Genomic DNA, 21347 nt, shown 5'->3' on the forward strand with positions numbered 1-21347 from the left:
GCTGTCTTAGCGGCGATCGTGGATACGGCTCGTGGATAAGGGAAGAGATGACGGATCCGGACGTGGTGGCCGACATTGAAACGCTGATGGATGCCGCCTGGCCTGCCGCGGAGCGGGAGGAATCCGGTTGGGTGCTCCGGGCCGCGTCCGGTGTGACCCAGCGCGCCAATTCGGTGTGGGTCCGCAGCGAGCCCGAAAACACCACGCACGGGCGGCTCGCCGCCCTCCGGAATGCCAGGCTGTGGTACCGGAGCCGCCGACTTCCGGTGATCTTCCAGGTCTTCGATGACCGGCACTATGACGCGCTGAATGCCGTCCTGGACGGGGAGGGCTTCACCCGGCAGTCCGAGACGCTGGTCCTGGTCCGCGACGCCGGCGCGGAATCCCTGGAGCCTGACGCCGGGGTGGAGATCTCCGCCGAGCCCTCCGCGGAATGGCTGGAGCTCTGGTGGGGCGTCGACGGCCGCGGCGGGGAGGCGGGACTCGCCGTCGCGCGCGGGATCCTCGAAGGCTGCCCCGCGCTGTACGCCCTGGTGCGGGACGACGACGGCGGGGCCGCCGCCGTCGGCCGGCTCGCTGTTCCTCCCGTGCAGCCCCGCTGGGGCGGCTTGTACTGCATGGCGACTCGCCCCGAGGAGCGCCGGCGGGGCCATGCGGCCCGGATCATCCGTGCGCTGCTGAGCGAAGGCCAGGCGCGGGCCCTCTGCGGCTACTGGCTGCTGGTGATGGCGTCCAACGCCGGTGCCCGGGACCTCTATGCACGTGCCGGCTTCCGCGAAGCCGGCCGGTACCTCTACCGGCAGGAACGGCCGAAGCGGCACCTGACCGGCTGCTAGCGGCGACACTGACAGGCGCGTTGGTTCCGGTAGGCGAGCCCGATCCAAGGTGAACGATCTTGCACTCATGCGGACCGCCCTCCCAAGGTCTGTTTTCCCCCGCACGCCGCAAGGATTTCAGGAGTATGATATGGGCGTCGGCAAGGGTTCCGACGACTCCTTGCCGCGAGGCCGGTTCTTCAGCAGAAGAGCCGGCAACCAGCGTGAAAGGGAGGACAAATGACCACCGCCTCACATCCTGCGCAACACCACCATGTGATGGGGTTGACGCTCCACAACACCGCCTTGGGCCTTGGTGTGGTGTTTCTGCTGGTTGGCGTCCTCGGGTTCATCCCGGGAATCACCAGCAATTACGGCGCCATGAACTTTGCGGGACATGAGTCCGGCGCCATGCTGCTTGGAGTCTTCCAAGTGTCCGTGCTGCACAACATCGTCCACCTTCTCTTCGGTGTGGCCGGGGTTGCCATGGCGAGGACGGACCGAATGGCCCGCTTGTTCCTGATTGGCGGCGGCGCCGTGTACGTCGTCCTGTGGATCTACGGCCTTCTCATCGACATGAAAACGGGCGCCAACTTTGTCCCGTTCAATTCCGCCGACAACTGGCTGCATCTGGTCCTCGGCGTCGCCATGATCGGGCTGGGTGCCTGGCTCGGCAGGGATGCCATGGAGGAGATGAAGGGTCGGGCCCAGTAGCCCCTCCCACGGTTCGTGGAAAACCGACGACGGCGGCCGTCCCCCTGGCAGGAAATCTGCTGGTTGGGGACGGCCGCAGTCTATTCGAGGACCCTAAGATCCCGGCTGGCCGGCCCCTCGAGCAGTTTGTCGTCGGCGGTGAAGCGGGAGCCGTGCAGGGGGCAGTCCCAGGATCTTTCGGCATCGTTCCAGTGCAGTATTCCGCCCAGACGTGTGCACAGCGCCGAAACTGCAAGTGACGCCCGCGACGGTCGAGACCGCCACGGGCTTCAGGCCCTGGCGGGCCACCGTCCCTTCGCCGTCGCCGGGCGTTTTGGCCGGTGTGTCGCCCTGCCCGGGTCCGGCAGGTCCGGAGCCCGAGCGGTCGACGCCACCGAATCCGATTTTGATCCAGTCCCGGGCGAGGGTACCTGCGACGCCGGCGTTGTTTTTGGCGCCGGTCGCCAGATCCGCGGCCCCCGGCACGCGCGGTGGTGCAGCGTCCTGGCCCACGGCAGGTTGCCGCCGAGGATATCGGCCGAGAGCGTGAGCGCGGCGGCGACCGCGTTGGTCAGGCCCCACTTGTTGTAGCCGGTTGCCAGGAAGATCTTCCCGCCTCCGCCATCGATGCGCCCTGGGGAAGGTTCTGTTCCTCGGCCGGGCCGTTGTCCAGCAGTTCGCATCACTCTCTTCGCGGGTAGCTCAAGGCTGTTCTGGATCCTGTTGGTCACTCGGTCACCACTTTGGCGGCCGCTTCGTGTGATTTTCCCGCGAGGCCGCTACGCAGCAACCTTAAGACGGGCGGACCCAGCGGTGTGCCCCGTTCACCGGGACGTCCCTAGCCCCGGGTTCTCATCCCGGTTACCCGTGCTTGATGGATCGCAGCCAAAGCGATTCCGCTGGCCGCGAGCCTGAACGCATTGATCCGGTACCACTTCTTCAGCAGGGGTTTCCTGCGCATCTCGCTGAGCGGCTGCGCGCCGAAAAACAGTCTCGGGTTGACCGACCGGAGGAGGTACCCGGTGGCAGCCCCGCCCGCCGCGGAGCTGGCCGCCGCAAGCACCAGCCAGGGCCTGCTGTCAGCACGGTTCCAGCCCGTCAGGAGTGCGGCGACGGCGGCAGGAACGATCACCGGGGCGATCGGCACGTAGTAACGGGCAGGGCTGCCCGCGGCGAAGGGCGACCGGGGCAGGTCAGTACTGGCTTCCGAGGTTGCAATCCGGTGTGGGACCTTGACCACTGTCTCGTAGAGGTTGCCGAAAAACCACTGAGCGTGGCTGAACTCCGCAACACCCAATAGCCGGTCCGTGAGCACGTCACGGCGGTCCGATGAAGTGCGTCTCATGCCGACAATGTACGCCTTCACGTTCCGCTCTCAAAGCTAAGCTGCGAGCTGAGTCAGGAAGTCTCGACAGGAAGGTGCGAGGCATGCCCGTACGGTGACCACCCGCCAACGAACAAACGGCCGATGCCGAGATGCTCAAGCAGAATTAACCCGGCAAATCTCCGTCGAATGCTACGGGCGGCGCGGGCTACCGGTGAAGCCGGGTCATCGTAACGGGATCCTCGCACCGGAATCCCGGTGGAGGTCCAGGTCGAGAGCGTTGGCGCCCGCGAGCTGGGCGAGCAGGCTTCCGAGCTGGGCAGACTGCTCGTCGGTGAGCGGGGCCAGGAGTTCGGCCTCGTGCGCTTCGGCGATCTCGCGAAGTTGTCCCAGCACCTGCGCGCCCTCGATGGTCAGACGAAGTTCGTAAATCCGGCGATCGGTGCTGCTGCGCTCCCGCTCCACGAGGCCGCGGGCCTGCAGCGAGTCGATGAGCGAGACCACGCGACTGGGCACGGCCCCCAGCCGGTCGGCAAGGGCCCGCTGGCTCAACCCGGGGGCCCGGCCGATCAGGCGAAGCACGCCCGCATCGCTCGGCGTGAGGCCGATTTCCCGGGTGCGTTCGGCGAAGCGCGACGACGCCAACGCGCCCAGCTGTGAGAGCAGGAAGGCAGTGCGCTTCGGCCGGGGCGCGGCGGGTGAGTCCATGGCTATAGATTACCTGCTTGACATAACAATTCAAGAGATGAATCATTCTTGATATGACTCAATTACTGGAAAGGCGTGATCATGACTGACGTTTCCCTTCCGCGGGCCGGCCAAACGGTCCGCCCGGGCGGACCCAACCCGGGCATCCTGGCCGTCGTGAGCCTCGGACTCACCGTCGCCGGCCTGGTCACGAGCGCGATCATGACCGGCGGCCACACGTTTGTCTCGCCGTTCTCCGCGGCGGCGCAGGTCGCCGCGTACTTTCAGGGGAACCCCGATGCCGTGCGGCTCGCCAGCATGATCCAGTTCGGTTCAGCCGTACCACTGGGCATCTATGCGGCCACCGTATACGCCCGGCAGCTCCGCCTTGGAGTTCGGGTTCCCGGACCAGGAATCGGGTTCTTCGGCGGCATCACCGCAGCGGCGTTCCTAATGCTCTCGGCTCTCGTGGGCTGGGTGCTGAGCCGTCCGGAGATCACCACCGACGTGACGCTCACCCACGCGCTGTCATTTCTCGCATTCATCGCCGGCGGGGTCGGTTACGTGGTCGGCATGGGGCTCCTCGTCGCGGGGATCGCCGTGCCGGCCCTCATCCTGGGCTTCGTGCCGCGCTGGCTCGCCTGGACCGGGCTCGTGATCGCCGCCCTGTCTGAACTGAGCTTCCTCTCTATGGCCATCGAGCCGATTCAATTCCTGCTCCCGATCGGGCGGTTCGGCGGGCTCCTCTGGCTCGTCGCGGTTGGCTTCCTCCTGCCAAAGAACAGGTCCGCCGCGAATCGAGAAGCACGATGACCGGCGCCGACCGCCTCGACGGAAAGGTCGCGCTGGTCACCGGCGCGAGCCAGGGGATTGGAGCGGCGATCGCCGCGGCTCTGGCCGCGGCCGGTGCACACGTCGTACTGGCCTCGCGCAATGAGGCGGCCCTGTCGCGGCAGGTGGATGCCATCGCCGGTGACGGCGGACTTGCAGTTGCGATGCCGGCCGACGTGACGAGCGAGCGTTCGGTCCGTGACCTGCTGGCAGGAATCCGCTCACGGTTCGGACGGCTCGACGCCGCCGTCAACAATGCCGCGGGCGGAGGCCGGCCGCCTGCTCCGATGGCCGAGTGGACCAGCGAGCAGTTCGACAGCGCGATCGCGGTCAATCTGCGCGGAACGTTTCTCTGCCTCAAATACGAGGTGGAACTCATGCGGGAGGCGCCGGACGGTGCGGTAATCGTGAACATGTCCTCGACCGCGGGCGAGCAGGGAGTCGCCGGGCTGAGCGGCTATGTGGCCAGCAAGTTCGGTGTCGGCGGTCTGACCCGCGTCGCCGCTCTCGACTACGCGGCGTCCGGCATCCGGGTCAACGCGATGGCGCCGGGTCCGATCCTCACCGGACGGCTGGCGGCGGCGGGTGCGGCCGCGCAGGCCGGTGCGTCGGCGGCCGTGCCGCTCGGTCGGATCGGCCGCGTCGAGGAGATCGCGGCGGCCGCGTTGTGGCTGTGCTCCGGCGCCTCCTCATTCGTCACGGGAATCGTGCTCGCCGTCGACGGCGGACGGGTCGACGGCACTCCGGCGTTCACCCTGACGCTCTGACCTTCGTGGCTGGATCGATGCTCGAGTCCAGGTCATTCGGTAGGAGTCGCCGACACCGGTGACGTCACGGTTGCCTTCGACTCCGGGATGCCCGCCGGCCCCTGGAATGCCCATCTGGAACTGAAAAGTGGGCCGCTCACCAAATCCGCCGATGCGACTACCACGCTCCCCTCCGCAGCGAGCACGGCCGCGGCACGGGTCGGGGGCAGGGGGCTACTAGAGTTCGCCGGGGGTGGCATACCGGTAGAAGAAAGGGCCCTGCTGTCCTGCGATCGCGCGTGTCAGCGGCGAGCTGGCTTCGAGGAGCCGGGCCCCCGGGTCGAGGTCGCCGACGAAAACTGGGTCATACCCGGCGTCTCGGATGAGCTGCTCTGCGATCTCGCGCGCCGCTGGCTCCGCCGCGAAGAAATTGCTGGGTCGCGCCCGTTGCGCCACGATCTGCTCGTACAGAGCAGCGAAATTGGTGGAGAAGGACTTCGCGGTCGGGCCGCCGATGGTCGCTTTGATCTGGTGAGATGACGACAGGAATCTCTCGTCCCGCTCCGTGTACAGATTGCAGCAGTCGATTGTCACCTGGCCAGCGAGCCCGGAAACGCCGGACAGGGCCTGCCCGATCAGTTGGCCCGGCACGCAACCACCACGACGTCGGCCCCAGCAGCATCACCACCGTCCCGCCCCAACCCTGTCACCTCTTGTCCGGCAGCACTCGAGAGCTTGGCCAGGCCTCCGCCGACCCGGCCACGCCCGATTACCGCGATCTTCATGCTCTGTTCCCTCGTCCTTCCATGGTCGACCGGCTTGAACGACCGCTTTGTAGTGGATACAACTTTCCGCTTGCCCCGCGCCAACGGCAATAGCGAAATAAGCAGGGCCGCGTCCGGTTGCGCAGGTGCGGCATCTGCGGTCACCGGCCCTCTGAGCACGAACGCGATGTCCGCTTCCAGCTCCCTGATCCGGTCCTGAACAGTCCTGAGCGGCACCGGGACCAGGGCAGCTGGCTCAGCCACAACGATGCCGATACTTGACAGCGCGGAGCTGTGGATAGCCGGGGCGAGTAGCCCTCCTATGAGGAAACCAAGTGGACCGCCGACGATCGCGGACACCATCACGACCCGGAGCAGTCACTCATGGTCAGTTGCACGCAAAGCTATGGCGGATTCTGTAGGGTCGCCGAAGCGAGCCGGGCTGGCTAGGCTTCTGCCATGGAGAGAGATCGAGATGTCACCGACCGGACCTATCCGCAGGGTGTCCCGTCTTGGGTGGATACCGAGCAGCCAGACGTCGAAGCGGCCACTCAGTTCTACGGCGGCCTGTTCGGCTGGACGTTCGAGGACGCTATGCCGCCCGGAGCCCGCACCCGGTACATGATCGCCAAGCTCGCCGGCCGGGACGTCGGGGCGATCGCCGGTCCAGGGGAGGGTGCCGCGGCGTGGAGTACCTACGTCTCCGTCGATGACGCAGATGCCGCAGCACGGCGGCTGGCGTCGATCGGAGCCACGGTGCGATCGGCACCGGCCGACGCGGGAGACGGCGGCCGCGGCGCGGTGCTGACCGATCCCGAGGGCGCCGAGTTCCGCATCTGGCAGGCCCGGCGCCGCCCGGGGGCACAGACGGTCAACCTGCCGGGCGCCTGGAACTTCAGCGACCTCCACACGACTGACCCCAAGGCGGCTATCGCCTTCTACCAGGAGGCGTTCGGCTGGCAGGTCGACGATCTGGGCTTCGCGACGATGATCCGCCAACCGGGCTATGGTGACCACCTCGAGGCGACCGTCGACCCGGACATCAGGGCCCGGCAGTCGGCGGTGGTCGCTCCGCCCGGCTTCGAGGACGCGATCGCCTGGGTCGTGCCCGCGGGCCCGGACGAGCTGCCGCACTGGCATGTCTCGTTCACCGTGGCCGACCGGGACCAGACTGTGGCTGACGCGCAGCGGCTTGGCGCGCAAATCCTCGGGCAGGACGACACCGAGTGGACCCGCATTGCCCTGATCCGCGACACGGGAGGAGCGGTGTTTACCGCCAGCCAGTTCACGCCGCCGTCGGGCTGAGCCATGCCGGTGCGCTAGGCGGCCGCGGCCGTAGATTAGCCCACTCCCGTCGCCATTCGCATCGGTGCGCTCGTCGGTGCCGAAGCTACTGCCCCAGAACGTGTGGACGGACAAGCTGAAGGACCATGGCGGCGTGCGTGAAATCCGCAGTACTCCGTCTTTCGATGGCTCAAATGCCCTCGAAGCCCGGTCGTACCCGCGATCGCCTCGCTGCACTCCTCAACTCCGCTGGTTTCCTGCACCAAGTTCACGTCGTGTCCATGGACCCCCGACTCTCACGATTTGGGGGCGCTTCAGAAAACGGAATAATTCGTACGCTAAGGACGTGCGAAGGCAGGTATCCCCCGGTCAGCTCAAGAAATGGCAAAGACAGCACGCTCCGGGTGCCGGCGATGACACCCGTTCAGGCGTCGATTGGCATGGACATAGTCAGTTTCAAACAGCAGTCTGCCCAAGGAAACTAGTCAAAGTCCTGTGTCGCCCTACCCCGCAAACCGAAAGGTTACGGCCGTTCTGACCTGCTGCGATTCCCACTTGTCGAGGGGCGCGTGTCTCCACCCATAGCCGAGCAGGAGGCTGCTTCTCGGCATCGACCACACGCGGTCGCTTGGCCTTTCGACGGGGCCAACAACCCCCAAGCCTTACACAATTAAGGGCTGCGGTTGAAGGGTGCCCGGGCCCGGCGTAGAGTCCTGAGATCACCGATCAGGACGAGTCAGCCATGGGACAGCTGGTTGTCCAGCAATTCGTGACCGCGGACGGTTTCGCGGCCGATGTCAACAACGAATTCAGGGCTTATGAGCTGTTGGAAGGCGGCACGGCCGAATTCGACCGCAACCAGCTCGAGTGGCTCGGGACCGTCGACGCCATGGTGCTGGGTGCATCCACGTACCGGACGTTCGCCGAGTTCTGGCCAACCCCGGCATCAGCGGCGGAGATCATCGCACCGGCGCTCAATGGGCTCCACCGCTACGTGTTTTCCAGCAAGCTCAAGCAGGCCCCCTGGGGCGAATTCCCCGATGCAGCGATCGAATCCGGGGACGCGGTCGAGGCCATCCGCCGGATCAAGCGGGAAACGCCGGGCACGATTGTGCTGTGGGGCAGCCTCACCCTCAGCGAAGCGTTCTTCGCGGCCGGGGAGGTGGACGCCGTACGGCTCGTCGTCATGCCCGTGGCGCTCGGCGCGGGTCGTGGCGTCTTCCCCGCGGGCCAGGACCCGGCCCTGCTGAATCTCGTGAGCTCCAAGACCTATGACAAGGGGCTGGTCGAACTCGCGTACACGCTCGGCGGCCGCTGATCCCGGCCTTTTGTCCCAGTAGCTTCAGCCACCGGCGGTCGCGGATCAGGCGGCCATCGAGCTCCAGCCGTACGGCCGCGACGAAGCAGCCGGCCGATCATCCACGCCGTCGAGCCATCGATTCCAGCCCTGATTCCTAATGGCGCCGTGCGTTGTACAGATCGCGCAGCAAGGCTATTCCTGCGCCGTGGTGCAGCAATTCTTGATTGACCCACCAGAGGACGTTGATAAAGGGCTCCTCGGAGTCGCTGCCGTCGGGATAGCCGCTGCGTCCGCCTTCGTCGGGCTGACGCCGGCGCAGGCCGGTGTGCTCCGAATCCTCACCCTATCTGGACCGATCTGGGTTGCACTCGCCAGCCTGAGGGCTGTGCCCCCACGGGAGCCACATGCCCATCCAGAGTTGACGGCTCTACGCCGCCTTCGGCCGCCAGATCGCGAATCGGTTGCCGAGAGGATCAAGGAGGTGTGCGAACTCGATGCTGCCATTGTCAACGAGGGGGAGGGCAACGGTTGCGCCGAGCTCTGTCGCTCTGTCGATCGCCGCGGATACGTCATCGACGTGAACGTAGAAGATTGCCCAGTTCCGGCCGCCCATCCCCGAGGTATCCCAGAGACCACCTTCGTCGGCGTTGACCATGCTGTATTGGGCAGGGGAGGACGGTGGACCCACTTCCCAGCCGAACAGTCCCGAGTAGAAGGCCTTTGATGCCTCCGGATCGGGTGAACCTATTTCGAAATAGTCGACTTTATTCGGCATCTCAAATCCTTTTCGCGGGTCTGTCAAAAGTTTCTTCTGACAGATCCAAACGTTGCAGTTGAATACCTTGGCTACCTGGTCTGTCGCTGCTGCATGCCATGAGAGGGGTGGACGAGGCAATCTTGGGCTGGTGGTGAACGCGATGTCAAGGCACGGGCCACCTCAGCCCGCTGGCGCCGAAGACACCAGCAAAACCGCCCGACGCCCCACTACCAGGTCCGCTGCCACGCCCCATACACCCGGCTGCAGTACTAATCCGGCCCCGGTGTCCCGGGCCCGGCGGGCGGGTCGGTCACCAGGATCCGCACCGAGCACAGCTCGGCGGCGGCCTTCTTCAGGACGGTGGCACGGGGATCGGGGACATCCAGGAACGGCAGCCTGGCCAATGCGGCATACGCTTTGAGCACGGGTTCGGCGAGCACCAGCTCGGCCAGGGTCCGGTCGCCGCCCGGGGCCACATATTCGATCCGCTGCCCCGCGAAGATCCGCCCGGCGTGCTCTGCGACGGCCTCCACGAGGGCATCGGCCTGGTTGGCGCGCCGCCGGGCGAAGCGCTGCTGGGACCAGCCGCCGGCCGCCGTGCGCGACTGGACGTGACGGGTGCCAGTCTTGGATGCCAGCACGGCGCCGCCGCTGACCACCGCCACCGAGTACCCGCCGCGGCGGACCAGCACCGCTCCGATGCTCCGCGGCTGTCCGGCGAGGGACGCCAGCCGGGACACGGCATCGCCGCCGCGCCCAGGCCTGCCGTCCACCGGCCACGGCGGCTGGAGCAGCGCGACGGCCCCGTCCGCCGCGCGCAGCCGCAGACCGCCGTCGAGCTCCTCCTGCCTCACCTCGCCGTGGCTGGCGGTGAAGCGCTCCACCCAGCCCGGCAGCCGGGCGCCGGAGACGAAGGCCACACGGGAGGCCGTACCGCCGTTGACTGTCATGGTGGTTCCTTCTGTCTGAACACTCTGCCTGTTGGACATTGTCTGAACAGTGTCCGTTGAAACTAGAAGTAGCCTATCTATGTGGATGATCTCTTTGGCCCGGGGCCTGACAGCGAAGACGCCGACGGCGACGCCGAGTCGTCTGCCGGGTCCTCCGCAGGCCAGGCCTCCGGCCGGAGCGCCTCGCCGCGCAGCCCGCTGGCGGTCCGGATGCGGCCGCGGACGCTCGATGACGTCGTGGGACAGCAGCACCTGCTGGGCCTGGGATCGCCGCTGCGGCAACTTGCGGCCGGCACGGACGCCACGGGACCCGCGGGTCCGAGCTCGCTGATCCTCTGGGGACCTCCCGGCACGGGCAAGACCACGCTGGCCCATGTGATCGCCAAAGGCCCGGGCCGGAAGTTCGTGGAGCTCTCCGCCATCACCGCCGGGGTCAAGGACGTGCGGCGGGTGATGGAGGAGGCCCTGACCGCCCGGGACCTGTTCAAGACCACCACCGTGCTCTTCCTCGACGAGATCCACCGCTTCAACAAGGCCCAGCAGGATGCCCTGCTGCCCGGCGTCGAGAACCGCTGGGTGGTGCTGGTGGCCGCCACCACCGAAAACCCCTCCTTCTCCGTTGTCTCCCCGCTGCTGTCCCGGTCCCTGCTGCTGACCCTCAAGCCGCTCACCGACGCCGACATCGAGGGCCTGCTCCAGCGCGCCGTCACGGACGTCAGGGGACTCAACGGCAAGGTGGAACTCAGTGCCGAGGCCACGGCGCACCTGGTCCGGCTCTCCGGCGGGGACGCCCGCCGGGCGCTGACTGCGCTTGAGGCGGCGGCCGGCGTCGCGTTCGGCGATACGGACGACGCCGGCGCCGACACCGCCGTGCCCGTTGAACTCAGGCACACCGAACGCGCGCTCGATGTCGCCGCCGTCCGCTACGACAGGGCAGGGGACCAGCACTACGACGTCGCCAGCGCCTTCATCAAGTCGATCCGCGGCTCCGACGTCGACGCGGCACTGCACTACCTGGCCCGGATGCTGGAGGCAGGGGAGGACCCCCGTTTCGTTGCCCGGCGCATCGTGATCTCGGCGGCGGAGGATGTTGGCATGGCCGATCCCACGGCGCTTCAGACGGCGGTTGCTGCGGCCCAGGCCGTGCAGCTGATCGGGATGCCGGAAGGGCGGATCGTGCTGGCCGAGGCCGTCGTCCACCTCGCCACCGCACCCAAGTCGAATGCGGCCTACCTGGGCATCAACAAGGCCATTGCCGACGTCCGCGCGGGCCTCGGCAACGGCATCCCGGCCCACCTGCGGGACGCCCACTATCCGGGGTCGAAGCAGCTGGGCCACGGGCAGGGTTACAAGTACGCGCACGACGCCCCGCACTCGGTGGCCGCCCAGCAGTACCCGCCGGATGATCTAGTGGGCCGGGACTATTATCAGCCCACGGCCAACGGCGCGGAGCGGGACATCGCGACCCGGCTGGAACGGCTCCGGAAGATCATCCGTGGCACCTGACCGGCCGGCAGCGAATCCGCCGTTGACTTCCGGTGCAGGAGGTCTAACGTGGAAATACGTCAGCATGGATCTGCTGAACGTCGGTGTGGCGCGGGGGACAGCGGCACACATTGCCGGCCATCCATATCCCCATACCCACAGGTCCCGCAACGGCGGCCGGCAACAACTTTATTCCACCCCAAGCGCGCTGACCCCCGTTCCCAGGTAGTGTCCCATGTCCGTAAATTGCGTCACAGCCATGGCAGTCAAGTCCTTCGATGTCCCCGACAGGAAGCGGTGCCCGGACAAGGCCGAATTCGATCTTGTCACGGTGAACGATTACTCGGTGGCCCGGCTGATCCTCGGCCCGGGCTGGCGGTGGTCCGAGTACATCAGACCCTTCGAGAAGACCGAGGTCTGCCAGCACCACCATCTCGGATTCTGCATCTCTGGCGTCATGGAAGTCGAGACCGCCGAAGGACTGCGCTCCACGATCCATGCCAATGACACCTACGCGATTCCCCCCGGCCATGACGAATGGGTGGTGGGCTCCGAATCGTTCGTGGCCGTTGAGTTCTTGGGCGCGGCATCGTTCGGCCGGCGGAGCAGCCGGGGAGTGCATGCCAAGATCTGACGGCGCCTCCAGCTACGGCGGCTCCATCTACCGGCCCGCCGGTCAGGGCCTGCATGCCAAAATCTGGTAGGCTAGTTCGTTGTCTGGCAAGGCACGGACGCACAATCCACCAAATCCCTGATTCGTTGCGGTTTTGTTGGGGGTTGCCCTGTGCCCAGTAGCAAAAGGCAGCGGTTGGCCGATGCTCTCCATCGTGGAGGCCAGTAACACTGACACACCGCAGATATTGGAAGGACACAAGTGGCTAACAACACTCGTGCTCGCCGTACAGCACGCCTCTCGCGTGCACTCGGCATCGCTCTGACCCCCAAGGCCGCCAAGTACATGGAGCGCCGCCCGTACGGCCCCGGTGAGCATGGCCGTGCCCGCAAGAAGCAGGACTCCGACTACGCCGTACGTCTGCGCGAAAAGCAGCGTCTGCGCGCCCAGTACGGCATCCGCGAAGCCCAGATGACCCGTGCCTTCGAAGAAGCACGCCGCACCAAGGGCCTGACCGGTGAAAACCTGATCGAACTGCTCGAAATGCGTCTCGACGCCCTCGTGCTGCGTGCCGGCTTCGCCCGCACCATCGCCCAGGCCCGCCAGCTGGTTGTGCACCGCCACATCCTGGTTGACGGCATCCGCGTTGACCGCCCGTCCTTCCGCGTCGGCGAAGGCCAGCTGGTCCACGTCCACAGCCGCAGCGAAACCATGGTTCCGCTTCAGGTTGCTGCAGCCGGTGCACACCGCGACGTCCTGCCGATGGTTCCGGCTTACCTGGACGTCAAGCTTGACGCCCTGCAGGCGCGCCTGGTCCGCCGCCCGAAGCGCTCTGAGGTTCCCGTAACCTGCGAAGAGCAGCTCGTCGTGGAATTCTACGCACGCTAGATCCAAGGCAACACCTACAAAGAAGCCCGTGGCAAGCGCCGCGGGCTTCTTTGTATGTAAGGTACTTGGGGGAGTTCCCCGGATGCCGGCTGTGTCAGTCGGACAAACCCGTAGCGACTTAACGCAACACGCAGGAATCCACTGCAGTTCAAGGAGATGAATGTCTATGTCTGGTGGCGATATTGCCGGCCTGATCGCAGCCGGGGTGTTTGCACTGCTAGTCCTGCTGCTCGCCGTGCCGATCCTGAAGCTCGGGGGAGTGTTTGACGAGGTCCGGACGTCCATCCGCTCGATCAGCGACGGCGCCACCCCGCTCATGGACGAAGTCACCGCCACCGTCTCCACCACCAACGAGCAGCTCAAGAAGGTCGACGGGATCGCCTCCAACGTCTCGGACGCCTCCGCCAACATCTCGGCGCTGTCCTCGCTCATGGCCGCCACCGTGGGCTCGCCGCTGATCAAGGTGGCTGCCTTCAGCTACGGCGTGCGTTCTGCCTTCACCGCCCGAAATAAGCCCGCCACCGGCCGCCGCAGCCGCTAAGCCCTGCTGGAGAACCTGACATGAACAGAATCATCTGGATGGGAATCGGCGTCGCGATCGGCGTCATCGCAATCCGAAAGATCACCGAGGCGAAGTCGAACCTCGGCCCCGAGGGCCTGAACCGGGCCGTCGGCCGGCTGGCTGACGGCCTGTACGACTTCGCGGACGCTGTCCGGGAGGGCATGAGCGAGCGGGAAACCGAGCTCCGCTCCGCCCTAGGCATAGACGCAGCCATTGATGGAGTCACTGACGGCCAGGATGCAGTCCGGCGCTAGCCGCGAGAGAATTAGTAAGTACGGTGCCCGGAAGGGCGCGCCGGCACGGCCGACAGGGCCTGGATCGACGGGGCCTGGATCGACGGGGCCTGGATCGACGGGGCCTGGATCGACGGGGCCTGGATCGACGCCGGAATTCAGCTTGTCCCGCGGACCAAACGCGTGGACCACATAACGCAGTGAATATTGAAGGGTAAGAAATCAGCTCATGAAGTCGCAGGAGATCACCAAGCGCTGGATCGACTTTTTTGTCAGCAAGGGCCATACCGCGGTTCCCTCCGCCTCCCTGGTCTCCAGCGACCCTTCCCTGCTGTTCACGGTGGCCGGCATGGTGCCGTTCATCCCGTACCTGACCGCACGTGAGGAGGCCCCCTACCTGCGGGCCACCAGCGTGCAGAAGTGCATCAGGACCGGCGACATCGAGGAAGTGGGCAAGACGGCCCGCCACGGCACGTTCTTCCAGATGTGCGGCAACTTCTCCTTCGGCGATTACTTCAAGGAAGACGCCATCAAGTTCGCCTGGGAACTGCTGACCACCAGTGTTGACGACGGCGGCTACGGGCTGCCGCCCGAGCGCCTCTGGGTCACCGTCTACGAAGAGGACGACGAAGCCCAGGAGCTGTGGCTGAAAAACACCGGCATCCAGGCGGAGCGGATCCAGCGCATGGGCAAGGCGGACAACTACTGGTCCACCGGACAGCCGGGACCCGCCGGCCCCTGTTCGGAGATCTACTACGACCGCGGACCTGCCTACGGCGCCGAGGGTGGTCCGATCGCCGACGAAAACCGTTACGTCGAGATCTGGAACCTCGTGTTCATGCAATTCCAGATCGACAACGTCCGCTCCAAGGTGGACTTCGACATCACGGGCGAGCTGCCCAAGAAGAACATCGACACCGGCCTGGGCATGGAACGCCTCGCCATGATCCTGCAGGGCGTCGAGAACATGTACGAGACGGACCAGGTCCGCCCCGTGATCGATAAGGCCGCGGAACTGTCCGGCCGGGAGTACACCTCCGCAGAGTCCGCCGAGGACTCGCACCACACCGACGACGTCCGGATGCGCGTCGTCGGCGACCACATCCGCTCGGCCCTCATGCTGATCGCCGACGGCGTGACCCCCTCCAACGAAGGCCGCGGCTACGTACTGCGCCGGCTCATCCGCCGCGCCGTGCGTTCCATGCGCCTGCTCGGCGTCGAGAAGGCCTGCCTGCCCGAGCTGTTGCCGGCTTCGCGGGACGCCATGAAGGGCGTCTACCCGATCGTGGAGACCGACTTCGAGCGCATCAGCCGGATCGCCTACGCCGAGGAGAGGGCGTTCCTGCGCACCATCGCCTCCGGCACGGCCCGGCTCGAGGACGCCGTCAAGGAATCCAAGGCCGCCGGCCAGCCGCTCTCCGGCGCCGACGCCTTTGCCCTCCACGACACCTACGGCTTCCCGATCGACCTCACCCTGGAAATGGCCGAAGAGGCGGGGCTGAAGGTCGACGAGCCCGAGTTCCGCAAGCTCATGCTGGAGCAGCGCCAGCGCGCCCAGGCTGATGCCAAGGGCAAGAAGGGCGCCCACGCCGACCTCAGCGCCTTCCAGGAACTGCTCTCGGCCGGCGAGACGGTCTTCACCGGCTACACCGAACTTCAAGGCGAATCCAAGGTCCGGGGCATCCTGGCCGGCGGACGGAAGGTCGCCCAGGCCTCCACCGGCGAGGAAATCGAGCTCGTCCTGGCCGAGACGCCGTTCTACGCGGAAGCCGGCGGCCAGGCTGCCGACACCGGGCTGATCACCGGCGACGGTTTTGTCGTCGAGGTCCTCGACGTCCAGCGCCCCATCAAGGGTCTCAGCGTGCACAAGGCAATTGTCCGCGAAGGCGAAATCGGCGCCGACTCGCTCGTCCAGGCTGCCGTGGACCGGGAGCGCCGCCACGCCGCCGAGCAGGCCCACACGGGCACGCACATCGTGCACGCTGCCCTGCACCAGATCCTCGGCCCGGAAGCGCTGCAGCGCGGCTCGTTCAACAAGGCCGGCTACCTGCGCTTCGACTTCGCCTGGGGCGAGGGCCTCAGCACCGCCACCCGGTCCGAGATAGAGGAAGTCTCCAACATCGCCATCCGCAACAACTTCCGGGTGGAGACCAAGGTCATGGGGCTCGCCGAGGCCAAGGCCCTCGGCGCCATGGCACTGTTCGGCGAGAACTACGGCAACGAGGTCCGGGTCGTGGAGATCGACGGCGCCTGGTCCCGTGAGCTCTGCGGCGGCACCCACGTCGAAAACACCTCGCTGATCGGCAGCCTGTCCCTGCTCGGGGAGCAGTCCGTCGGCTCGGGAAACCGGCGCGTGGAGGCATTCGTCGGCATGGACGCGTTCCGTCACCTCGCCGCCGAGCGCGCCCTCGTCACCGAACTCACGGAGCTGCTCAAGGTCCCGTCCGGACTCCTGGCGGACCGGATCGCCACCACCCTCACCAAGCTGAAGACGGCCGAGAAGGAACTCGAACGGCTGCGCAAGGAGCAGCTCACGGCTGCCGCCGCGCAGATTGTCGGCACCGCAAAGGACGCCGCCGGCGTCCTGGTCATTGCGCACGACGCCGGCCAGGTCAGCGGCGCGGACGACCTCCGCGGCCTGGCCCTGGACCTGCGGACCCGCCTCGGCTCCGAAGCAGCCGCTGTCGCCGTCGCCGGAGTCAGCAACGACCGCCCGGTGATCCTGATCGCCACCAACGAAGCTGCCCGGGCAGCCGGCGTGAAGGCGGGTGCGCTCGTGCGCCTCGCTGCCGGAATCCTCGGCGGCGGCGGCGGTGGCAAGGACGACGTCGCCCAAGGCGGCGGCACGGACGCCTCCAGGGTCGGCGCTGCACTCGGCGCCGTCGTGGATGCCATTACCCGGCGATAACGGGAATCCACGTGACTGAAGCTGCTCTGCCCGGCGTCTACCCCCAGGGCGTGAAACTCGGGGTGGATGTCGGCACCGTCCGCGTGGGCGTCGCCGTCTGCGACCGCGACGGCATCCTGGCGACGCCGCTGCGCACCCTGGAGCGGAACGCCAAGAAAAACACGGATGTGCGCATCCTCGCGGCGCTGGCCGCTGAGCTGAACGCCGTGGAGATTTTCGTGGGCCTGCCACGGACCATGAAGGGCGAAGAGCATGCCTCGGCCCGGATGGCCACGGAGTATGCGCAGTTGCTGGCCGGCGCCCTGCGGCACAGCGGATCCGAGGTGCCGGTGCGGCTTGTGGATGAGCGGCTCAGCACGGTGACCGCCCACCGGAACCTGCACGAAGCTGGCATGAGCAGCAAGAATCACCGTAGAGTAGTTGATCAGGTTGCGGCGGCAGGTATCCTGCAACACGCGATTGATATGCAAAAGGCCAGGGGAACGGAGGTCGGAAACCGCGTCTATGCGGAGTCTGCGCCGGGGCCGACCGGAAACGGCGCACAGACCGGCCCGGCAGTACAGACGCACTCTTCAGAACATGGAAGGCTACAGTGAGCCCGGTCAACAGTGATGACTCCTCCGGTGACGCTTTCAGCGGCGCCGGCCGACCGCTGACGCGCAAAGAGCTCAGGGCCCAGGAGAAGCTGTTGGCGACCCAGGGTCACGACGTGATCCCGCCCCAGGCTTTCGAGACCGGCCAGCACTTCCCGACGGCGGAGCCGACGGCGGCGCCGGAACTTCCCGAGGCCGCCCCCACCGTCCACGAAGAAGCCGTCCACGAAGAAGCCGTCCGCGAGCAGGCAGCCGCCGCTCCCGAGGCACCCCTCGAGACGTTTGCGACCCATCCTGCGGAGGAGCACTTCGTCCACGCTGCCGCGCCGGGGGAGCGGATCTCCGGCTATGCGGGCCCGGCAGATCCCCATGTCCAGGCCGCGCGCGGGAACGCTGCCGAACATCACCAGGATTCGCTGCACTCCGGTTTTGCACTGCATGGTTCTGACCTGCACGAGTCCGACCTGCACGAGTCCGAACTGCACGAGTCCGAACTGCACGGGGCCGAACCCCACCCTGAAGATGAGGCCCACCATGTCTACGCCGACGCAGACGTGCATGCAGGCATGCACGTCACAGGCGACTACCACGGCGAAACCGGCCACGAACTGATGGCCGGCGCAGTCCGCACCGCCAAGGGCCCGTCCAAGAAGGTCCGCCGCCGGCGTCGTTTCCTGGCGCTGGTACTGTCCCTGACGGTGTTCGTCGTTGCGATCGTCGTCGGCGCGCAGTTCATCAAGCCTTTCCTCGGCGGCGACGCAGTGGCCGATTACCCGGGCCCCGGAACCGGCGACGTCGCGATCACCGTGGCACCGGGCGCTGGTCCCAAGTCGGTGGCCACGGAACTCCAGGACAAGAAGGTCGTCGCGAACGCGGACACCTTCCTCAAGGAGTTCGCGGCCTCCGGCGGAGCCCTGAGCCCCGGAAGCTTCACCATGCGCAAGGAAATGAAGAACTCCGATGCCGTGGCCATCCTGCTCAACAAGGACAAAGGCAAAGTCATGTACTTCGCCCTGAGTGCCGGGCTGCGGATCAGCGAATCGCTGCAGGCGATCTCCGAGGGCACCGGCATCTCCATGCCGGACTTGAAGGCCCTCAACGATGCGCCCGCGCAGTTCGGCGTCCCGGCCAAGGCCAAGAACCTCGAGGGCTTCCTCGCCCCGGGAGAATACCGCTTCCCGCTCGGGACCCCGGCCAAGGACATCCTCCAGAAGCTGGTCGGGTCCACCCTGGATGAACTCAAGGCACAGGGCGTGACCGATCCCGCCAAGCAGTATGACGCCGTGACCGTCGCCAGCATCGTCCAGGCTGAAGGCGGCCAGGCCGAATACGGCGACGTGGCCGGGGCCATCCTCAACCGGCTCAAGCCCAACAACACCGAGACCAACGGGCTCATCCAGTCCGATGCCACCGTCACGTACGGACTGGGCATCAGGAGCTTCCACATCGACGAGGCCCAGAAGGCCGACAAGTCCAACCCATACAACACCTATGCCAGCCCCGGCCTGCCGGCAGGCCCCATCGGATCGCCCGGCAAGACGGCCATCGACGCCGCCGCGAAGCCCAAGGCCAACGACTACCTGTACTGGGTGACCATCAACCTTGACACCAAGGAGACCAAGTTCTCCAAGACCCTGGCCGAGCACAACGGCTACGTGGCCAAGTACAACGCCTGGTGCGACGCCAACCCGGGACGCTGCGTATGACGCTGCGGGCGGTCGTGCTTGGACACCCCATCAGCCATTCGAAGTCTCCGGCACTCCACCGGGCCGCCTATGCCTACCTGGGCGTGGACCTCGCCTACTCCGCCATCGACGTGACCGAGGCTGCCCTGCCGGCGTTCATGGGCCAGGTCCGCGAAGACGTGCGCGAAGAAGGCAGCTGGCGGGGGCTGTCCGTCACCATGCCGCTGAAGTCCGCCATGGTGGGCGAGGTGGACGAGGTCCGCGGCGTGGCGCGCACCCTCGGCGTCGTGAACACCGTCGCCTTTGAACACAAGGGTGCCTCCATCCGCCTCGTCGGGTACAACACGGACGTTGCCGGCATCGTCAACGCCCTCCGGCACGCCGGCGCGGCCTCGGCGCCCACCGCCGTCATCCTCGGCGGCGGCGGGACGGCGGCTGCCGCCATCGCCGCGCTGAAGGAACTGGGCGCTCAGGCCGCGGAGGTGTTCGTGCGCGATGTCGGCCGCGCCGCCGAGGCGCGCGCCGCCTCCGCCGCGCTCGGACTTCCCGTCCAGGTGCTTCCCATCGCCGGTGCGGCGGCCGCCGTGGCCGCGGCCGACGTCGTCATCTCCACCCTGCCGCCCCGTGCGGCGGACTCATTGGCAGTGGAACTGGCAGCGGAATTGGCAGCGGAATCGGGGCGGGAACCGGGGCGTCAATCCGGCAGGAAAACCCCCGGTGTGCTCCTGGACGTTGCCTACGATCCGTGGCCCAGCCGGATCGCCGCGGTCTGGCAGGACGCGGGCGGGACGGTTGTCCCGGGCCTGGAAATGCTGATCTACCAGGCGATGGAACAGGTGCGACACTTCACGGGACTCGGCGAGGCGCTGCCGGCCGAAGTCATAGATGTGATGTGTGACGCAGTGGGGGCACCCCGACGGGTGTTCTGAGTGCCGGACATGGCAGGATGGATTTTATGTTGCGTTGGTTGACTGCCGGAGAATCCCATGGGCCGGCCCTGGTTGGAATTATTGAAGGCGTGCCCGCCGGTGTGGAACTCACCAGCGTCCAGATCAGTGATGCGCTGGCCCGCCGGCGCCTCGGCTACGGCCGCGGTGCCCGGATGAAATTCGAGCAGGACGTGGTTACGATTGTCGGCGGCGTCCGCCACGGCCTGACCCAGGGCGGCCCCGTCGCCATCCAGGTCGGCAACACCGAATGGCCCAAGTGGGAGCAGATCATGGCTGCCGACCCCGTAGCCCCCGAAATCCTGGCTGACCAGGCGCGGAACGCCCCGCTCACCCGGCCCCGGCCCGGCCACGCCGACTTCACCGGCATGCAGAAATACGGTTTCGACGAGGCCCGGCCCGTGCTGGAGCGCGCCAGCGCCCGCGAGACTGCCACCCGCGTGGCCCTCGGCACCGTCGCCGCGGCGTTCCTCAAGCAGCTTGGCATCGAGCTCGTCTCCCACACCGTGTCCATCGCCAGTGTCGCCGTTCCGGAAGGACGGCCGCTGCCGGTCCCGGCCAATGTGCTGGCCCTCGACGCCGACCCGCTGCGCTGCTTCGACCGCGAAACCTCCGACGCCATGGTGGCCGAAGTCGACGTCGCGCACAAGGAAGGCGAAACCCTGGGCGGCGTGGTCGAAGTCCTCGCCTACGGACTTCCGCCGGGACTCGGCAGCTACGTCCACTGGGACCGGCGCCTCGACTCACGCCTGGCCGCCGCCCTGATGGGCATCCAAGCCATCAAGGGCGTCGAAGTCGGCGACGGCTTCCTCACCGCCTCCCGCCGCGGCTCGGCCGCCCACGACGAGATCGTCAAGGACGCGGACGGCAGGATCATCCGCACCAGCAACCGCGCCGGCGGGATCGAAGGCGGCATGAGCATCGGCGACGTGCTGCGCGTCCGCGCCGCCATGAAGCCGATCGCCACGGTGCCCCGCGCCCTGAAGACGGTCGACGTCAGCACGGGCGAGGCCGCCAAGGCCCACCACCAGCGCTCGGACGTCTGTGCCGTCCCCGCCGCCGGCGTCGTGGCCGAGGCGATGGTGGCCCTGGTCCTCGCAGAAGCGGTCACGGAAAAGTTCGGCGGTGACTCCGTGCAGGAGACCGCCCGCAACATCAAGGGTTACCTGGACAATATTCCGGCGTCCCTGGACTCGATCGGCCACTAGTGCCGGCCTGGAATATCGACGGCAACGACGCCGTGAACACAACGGGGACCACAGCGGGGAACAACGCCGGGACC

General features: G+C 66.9%; 23 protein-coding genes. 16 read left to right on the forward strand and 7 right to left on the reverse strand.

The window, feature by feature from the left end; genetic code table 11:
* Positions 1-47: 47 nt before the first annotated feature.
* Together ACQCSY_RS19440 and ACQCSY_RS19445 are read left to right on the forward strand one after the other, a co-directional pair.
* Positions 48-836: a GNAT family N-acetyltransferase gene (locus ACQCSY_RS19440; RefSeq protein ID WP_427131339.1), complete on the forward strand. Its 789-nt coding sequence runs from the start codon at positions 48-50 to the stop codon at positions 834-836.
* 219 nt (positions 837-1055) lie between these two features.
* Complete coding sequence (locus ACQCSY_RS19445) at positions 1056-1529, forward strand: DUF4383 domain-containing protein (RefSeq protein ID WP_427131341.1); 474 nt, start codon at positions 1056-1058, stop codon at positions 1527-1529.
* Between the two features lie 80 nt (positions 1530-1609).
* Here ACQCSY_RS19445 and ACQCSY_RS19450 read toward each other — a convergent pair whose 3' ends face one another.
* From ACQCSY_RS19450 to ACQCSY_RS19460, 3 genes are all read right to left on the reverse strand, one after another.
* Positions 1610-1750, reverse strand: a complete 141-nt coding sequence (locus ACQCSY_RS19450; protein WP_427135948.1) for a hypothetical protein — start codon at positions 1748-1750, stop codon at positions 1610-1612.
* Positions 1751-2346: 596 nt separating this feature from the next.
* Complete coding sequence (locus tag ACQCSY_RS19455; RefSeq protein ID WP_427131342.1) at positions 2347-2853, reverse strand: hypothetical protein; 507 nt, start codon at positions 2851-2853, stop codon at positions 2347-2349.
* Positions 2854-3057: 204 nt separating this feature from the next.
* Complete coding sequence (locus ACQCSY_RS19460; RefSeq protein ID WP_427131344.1) at positions 3058-3540, reverse strand: MarR family winged helix-turn-helix transcriptional regulator; 483 nt, start codon at positions 3538-3540, stop codon at positions 3058-3060.
* An 81-nt stretch (positions 3541-3621) separates the two neighbouring features.
* On the opposite strand from ACQCSY_RS19460, the gene ACQCSY_RS19465 reads away from it, so the two are divergent.
* On the forward strand, positions 3622-4332 hold the full coding sequence (locus tag ACQCSY_RS19465) for a hypothetical protein (RefSeq protein ID WP_427131346.1): 711 nt from the start codon (positions 3622-3624) through the stop codon (positions 4330-4332).
* Positions 4329-5117, forward strand: coding sequence for an SDR family NAD(P)-dependent oxidoreductase (locus tag ACQCSY_RS19470; RefSeq protein ID WP_427131348.1), 789 nt, complete (start codon positions 4329-4331; stop codon positions 5115-5117). The genes ACQCSY_RS19465 and ACQCSY_RS19470 overlap by 4 nt, the downstream gene beginning before the upstream one ends.
* 216 nt (positions 5118-5333) lie before the next feature.
* Here the strand turns inward: ACQCSY_RS19470 and ACQCSY_RS19475 are convergent, their stop codons facing one another.
* Complete coding sequence (locus ACQCSY_RS19475) at positions 5334-5747, reverse strand: hypothetical protein (RefSeq protein WP_427131350.1); 414 nt, start codon at positions 5745-5747, stop codon at positions 5334-5336.
* Positions 5732-5881, reverse strand: coding sequence for a hypothetical protein (locus ACQCSY_RS19480; protein ID WP_427131352.1), 150 nt, complete (start codon positions 5879-5881; stop codon positions 5732-5734). The genes ACQCSY_RS19475 and ACQCSY_RS19480 overlap by 16 nt, the downstream gene beginning before the upstream one ends.
* Positions 5882-6319: 438 nt before the next feature.
* Here ACQCSY_RS19480 and ACQCSY_RS19485 point away from each other — a divergent pair, with 438 nt between their 5' ends.
* Positions 6320-7165 carry a VOC family protein gene (locus tag ACQCSY_RS19485; RefSeq protein ID WP_427131354.1) on the forward strand — a complete coding sequence of 282 codons (846 nt, stop codon included), beginning with the start codon at positions 6320-6322 and terminating at the stop codon, positions 7163-7165.
* A gap of 721 nt (positions 7166-7886) precedes the next feature.
* Positions 7887-8462: a dihydrofolate reductase family protein gene (locus tag ACQCSY_RS19490; protein WP_427131356.1), complete on the forward strand. Its 576-nt coding sequence runs from the start codon at positions 7887-7889 to the stop codon at positions 8460-8462.
* 409 nt (positions 8463-8871) lie between these two features.
* Here ACQCSY_RS19490 and ACQCSY_RS19495 read toward each other — a convergent pair whose 3' ends face one another.
* Both ACQCSY_RS19495 and ACQCSY_RS19500 read right to left on the reverse strand, forming a co-directional pair.
* The gene (locus ACQCSY_RS19495; protein WP_427131358.1) at positions 8872-9219 is read right to left on the reverse strand and encodes a VOC family protein; all 348 of its coding nucleotides are present in this window, start codon (positions 9217-9219) and stop codon (positions 8872-8874) included.
* A gap of 251 nt (positions 9220-9470) precedes the next feature.
* Positions 9471-10151: an acVLRF1 family peptidyl-tRNA hydrolase gene (locus ACQCSY_RS19500; protein ID WP_427131360.1), complete on the reverse strand. Its 681-nt coding sequence runs from the start codon at positions 10149-10151 to the stop codon at positions 9471-9473.
* An 81-nt stretch (positions 10152-10232) separates the two neighbouring features.
* Here ACQCSY_RS19500 and ACQCSY_RS19505 point away from each other — a divergent pair, with 81 nt between their 5' ends.
* The 10 genes from ACQCSY_RS19505 (at position 10233) to aroC (ending at position 21273) form a co-directional block, all read left to right on the forward strand.
* The gene (locus tag ACQCSY_RS19505) at positions 10233-11657 is read left to right on the forward strand and encodes a replication-associated recombination protein A (protein ID WP_427131362.1); all 1425 of its coding nucleotides are present in this window, start codon (positions 10233-10235) and stop codon (positions 11655-11657) included.
* Positions 11658-11871: 214 nt separating this feature from the next.
* Entirely contained in the window at positions 11872-12270 is a 399-nt protein-coding gene (locus tag ACQCSY_RS19510; protein WP_427131364.1) for a cupin domain-containing protein, read from the forward strand.
* A 240-nt stretch (positions 12271-12510) separates the two neighbouring features.
* Positions 12511-13137 (forward strand): 30S ribosomal protein S4, encoded by a 627-nt coding sequence (gene rpsD, locus ACQCSY_RS19515; RefSeq protein ID WP_427131365.1) that lies wholly within the window; start codon positions 12511-12513, stop codon positions 13135-13137.
* A gap of 166 nt (positions 13138-13303) precedes the next feature.
* Complete coding sequence (locus tag ACQCSY_RS19520) at positions 13304-13678, forward strand: DUF948 domain-containing protein (protein WP_427135950.1); 375 nt, start codon at positions 13304-13306, stop codon at positions 13676-13678.
* 20 nt (positions 13679-13698) lie between these two features.
* Entirely contained in the window at positions 13699-13953 is a 255-nt protein-coding gene (locus tag ACQCSY_RS19525) for a DUF6167 family protein (RefSeq protein ID WP_427131367.1), read from the forward strand.
* A 208-nt stretch (positions 13954-14161) separates the two neighbouring features.
* Positions 14162-16840 (forward strand): alanine--tRNA ligase, encoded by a 2679-nt coding sequence (alaS, locus tag ACQCSY_RS19530; RefSeq protein WP_427131369.1) that lies wholly within the window; start codon positions 14162-14164, stop codon positions 16838-16840.
* Between the two features lie 11 nt (positions 16841-16851).
* A complete protein-coding gene (gene ruvX, locus ACQCSY_RS19535; protein ID WP_427131371.1) occupies positions 16852-17436 on the forward strand; it encodes a Holliday junction resolvase RuvX in 585 nt (194 codons plus the stop codon).
* A complete protein-coding gene (gene mltG / locus ACQCSY_RS19540) occupies positions 17433-19139 on the forward strand; it encodes an endolytic transglycosylase MltG (protein WP_427131372.1) in 1707 nt (568 codons plus the stop codon). Before ruvX ends, mltG begins: the two co-directional genes overlap by 4 nt.
* Positions 19136-20047 (forward strand): shikimate dehydrogenase, encoded by a 912-nt coding sequence (locus ACQCSY_RS19545; protein WP_427131374.1) that lies wholly within the window; start codon positions 19136-19138, stop codon positions 20045-20047. Before mltG ends, ACQCSY_RS19545 begins: the two co-directional genes overlap by 4 nt.
* Before the next feature lie 26 nt (positions 20048-20073).
* Positions 20074-21273 carry a chorismate synthase gene (aroC, locus tag ACQCSY_RS19550; protein ID WP_427131376.1) on the forward strand — a complete coding sequence of 400 codons (1200 nt, stop codon included), beginning with the start codon at positions 20074-20076 and terminating at the stop codon, positions 21271-21273.
* Positions 21274-21347: the final 74 nt, after the last annotated feature.

It is taken from the genome of Pseudarthrobacter sp. S9 (assembly GCF_050156545.1).
GTDB lineage: Bacteria > Actinomycetota > Actinomycetes > Actinomycetales > Micrococcaceae > Arthrobacter.

Bases quoted from the DNA above. Each gene is read 5' to 3' on its own strand.
- ACQCSY_RS19440 (WP_427131339.1), top strand. From the start codon at position 48: ATGACGGATCCGGACGTGGTGGCCGACATTGAAACGCTGATGGATGCC.
- ACQCSY_RS19445 (WP_427131341.1), top strand. From the start codon at position 1,056: ATGACCACCGCCTCACATCCTGCGCAACACCACCATGTGATGGGGTTG.
- ACQCSY_RS19455 (WP_427131342.1), bottom strand. From the start codon at position 2,853: ATGAGACGCACTTCATCGGACCGCCGTGACGTGCTCACGGACCGGCTA.
- ACQCSY_RS19460 (WP_427131344.1), bottom strand. From the start codon at position 3,540: ATGGACTCACCCGCCGCGCCCCGGCCGAAGCGCACTGCCTTCCTGCTC.
- ACQCSY_RS19465 (WP_427131346.1), top strand. From the start codon at position 3,622: ATGACTGACGTTTCCCTTCCGCGGGCCGGCCAAACGGTCCGCCCGGGC.
- ACQCSY_RS19470 (WP_427131348.1), top strand. From the start codon at position 4,329: ATGACCGGCGCCGACCGCCTCGACGGAAAGGTCGCGCTGGTCACCGGC.
- ACQCSY_RS19480 (WP_427131352.1), bottom strand. From the start codon at position 5,881: ATGAAGATCGCGGTAATCGGGCGTGGCCGGGTCGGCGGAGGCCTGGCC.
- ACQCSY_RS19485 (WP_427131354.1), top strand. From the start codon at position 6,320: ATGGAGAGAGATCGAGATGTCACCGACCGGACCTATCCGCAGGGTGTC.
- ACQCSY_RS19490 (WP_427131356.1), top strand. From the start codon at position 7,887: ATGGGACAGCTGGTTGTCCAGCAATTCGTGACCGCGGACGGTTTCGCG.
- ACQCSY_RS19495 (WP_427131358.1), bottom strand. From the start codon at position 9,219: ATGCCGAATAAAGTCGACTATTTCGAAATAGGTTCACCCGATCCGGAG.
- ACQCSY_RS19500 (WP_427131360.1), bottom strand. From the start codon at position 10,151: ATGACAGTCAACGGCGGTACGGCCTCCCGTGTGGCCTTCGTCTCCGGC.
- ACQCSY_RS19510 (WP_427131364.1), top strand. From the start codon at position 11,872: ATGTCCGTAAATTGCGTCACAGCCATGGCAGTCAAGTCCTTCGATGTC.
- ACQCSY_RS19520 (WP_427135950.1), top strand. From the start codon at position 13,304: ATGTCTGGTGGCGATATTGCCGGCCTGATCGCAGCCGGGGTGTTTGCA.
- ACQCSY_RS19525 (WP_427131367.1), top strand. From the start codon at position 13,699: ATGAACAGAATCATCTGGATGGGAATCGGCGTCGCGATCGGCGTCATC.
- alaS (WP_427131369.1), top strand. From the start codon at position 14,162: ATGAAGTCGCAGGAGATCACCAAGCGCTGGATCGACTTTTTTGTCAGC.
- ACQCSY_RS19545 (WP_427131374.1), top strand. From the start codon at position 19,136: ATGACGCTGCGGGCGGTCGTGCTTGGACACCCCATCAGCCATTCGAAG.
- aroC (WP_427131376.1), top strand. From the start codon at position 20,074: ATGTTGCGTTGGTTGACTGCCGGAGAATCCCATGGGCCGGCCCTGGTT.